This is a genomic window from Cryobacterium sp. TMT1-19 (genome assembly GCF_004403055.1).
Classification (GTDB): Bacteria; Actinomycetota; Actinomycetes; order Actinomycetales; family Microbacteriaceae; genus Cryobacterium; species Cryobacterium sandaracinum.
Window position 1 is genome coordinate 1 of record NZ_SOHB01000059.1, and the last position, 1,262, is coordinate 1,262.

Below are 1,262 nucleotides of genomic sequence, written 5' to 3' on the forward strand. Positions count from 1 at the left end.
TCTGGGGTGACCCGTGGTTTCCGGACAGTCTTTCTGAGAAGTTGAGATTGGATGGACTTATGGCACAGCGAAAATATGGGCGGTACACGCCCGAGCTCCGGGCGGAGGCCCTTGCCCGTGTGGAGGTGAGTGGGAAATCGATTGTGAAAGTCGCTGAGGAAATCGGCGTCGATCACCGGACCCTGTGGAAGTGGGTCAACGATGCCAAGCTCGAGCGAATCGATCCGGGCGGGAAGCTCACACCGGAGGCCCGGAAACGGATCCGGGATCTGGAGAAAGAGAACGTGAGTCTGCGGCGGGATCTGGACTTCCAGAAAAAAGCGCAGGCCTTCTTCAGGGAGCTCGATCAACGCGAGAACGGTTCGAATTGATCGCCCGGTTGAAGGCCGACCTGCCCGTTTCGTATCTCTGCTGGAAGCTGGCCGTGTCCACGTCCGGTTTTTATGAGTGGGTGGACCGGGAGCTGTCTCCGGCTCAGCGTCGGCATGACGTGGTGACCGAGCACGTGATCACCGCGTTCGCCGTCTCCGCGGGCGCGGCCGGATACCGGAAGGTAACCGCCGCGTTGGCCCGCCAGAACATGATCGTGGACCGGAAGACCGTGGCCGGCATCATGCGGGGCCTCGGGCTGATCTCACCCGCCGCAGCACGCGCTTTCAAGGTCGCCAACCGCCGGTCCCAGCGCGTCTCCGACCCCGCCGATCTGCTCTTGCGCGACTTCAGTTCCCTGACGCCCGGGGCGATCATGGTCGGCGACATCACCTACGTTCACACCCAGCAGGGCTGGCTCTACGTTGCCACCGTCATCGACCTTGCCTCACGGGCCGTCCTCGGCCACGCGACGGGAACCCGGATGACGACCCAGCTGATCACCCGGGCGATGAACATGGCCATCGAGACCGGGCATGTGAAGCCCGGCGCCGTCTTCCACTCCGATCACGGCGTTCAATACCGCTCGAAACGGTTCACGAAGTACTGCGGCACGCACGGCATCCTCCGCTCCATGGGCGCCCGGATGCAGTGCTGGGACAACGCTGCCGCCGAAACGTTCTTCTCAAAACTCAAGAGCGAACGACTCAACTGGCGCACCTTCACAACCCGCAGAGCCGCGAGAGCCGAAGTGATCAGCTACATCCACCACTTCAACACGGCCCGCCTACACCAAACCCTGAACTATGCCACACCACACGAGCGACTGGCAGAGTTGACCCTGGCCGCATAATGAAACTACGGACCCAGTCCGGAAACCACGGGTCACCCCA

General features: G+C 62.4%; 2 protein-coding genes. Both read left to right on the top strand.

Features of this window, described 5'->3' with window-relative positions:
- Positions 1-371: transposase (locus tag E3T40_RS14440; protein ID WP_206750361.1), on the top strand; the 371-nt coding region annotated here is incomplete at its 5' end.
- Positions 368-1,222: an IS3 family transposase gene (locus E3T40_RS14445; RefSeq protein WP_166786650.1), complete on the top strand. Its 855-nt coding sequence runs from the start codon at positions 368-370 to the stop codon at positions 1,220-1,222. The genes E3T40_RS14440 and E3T40_RS14445, both read left to right, overlap by 4 nt.
- Positions 1,223-1,262 lie beyond the last annotated feature (40 nt).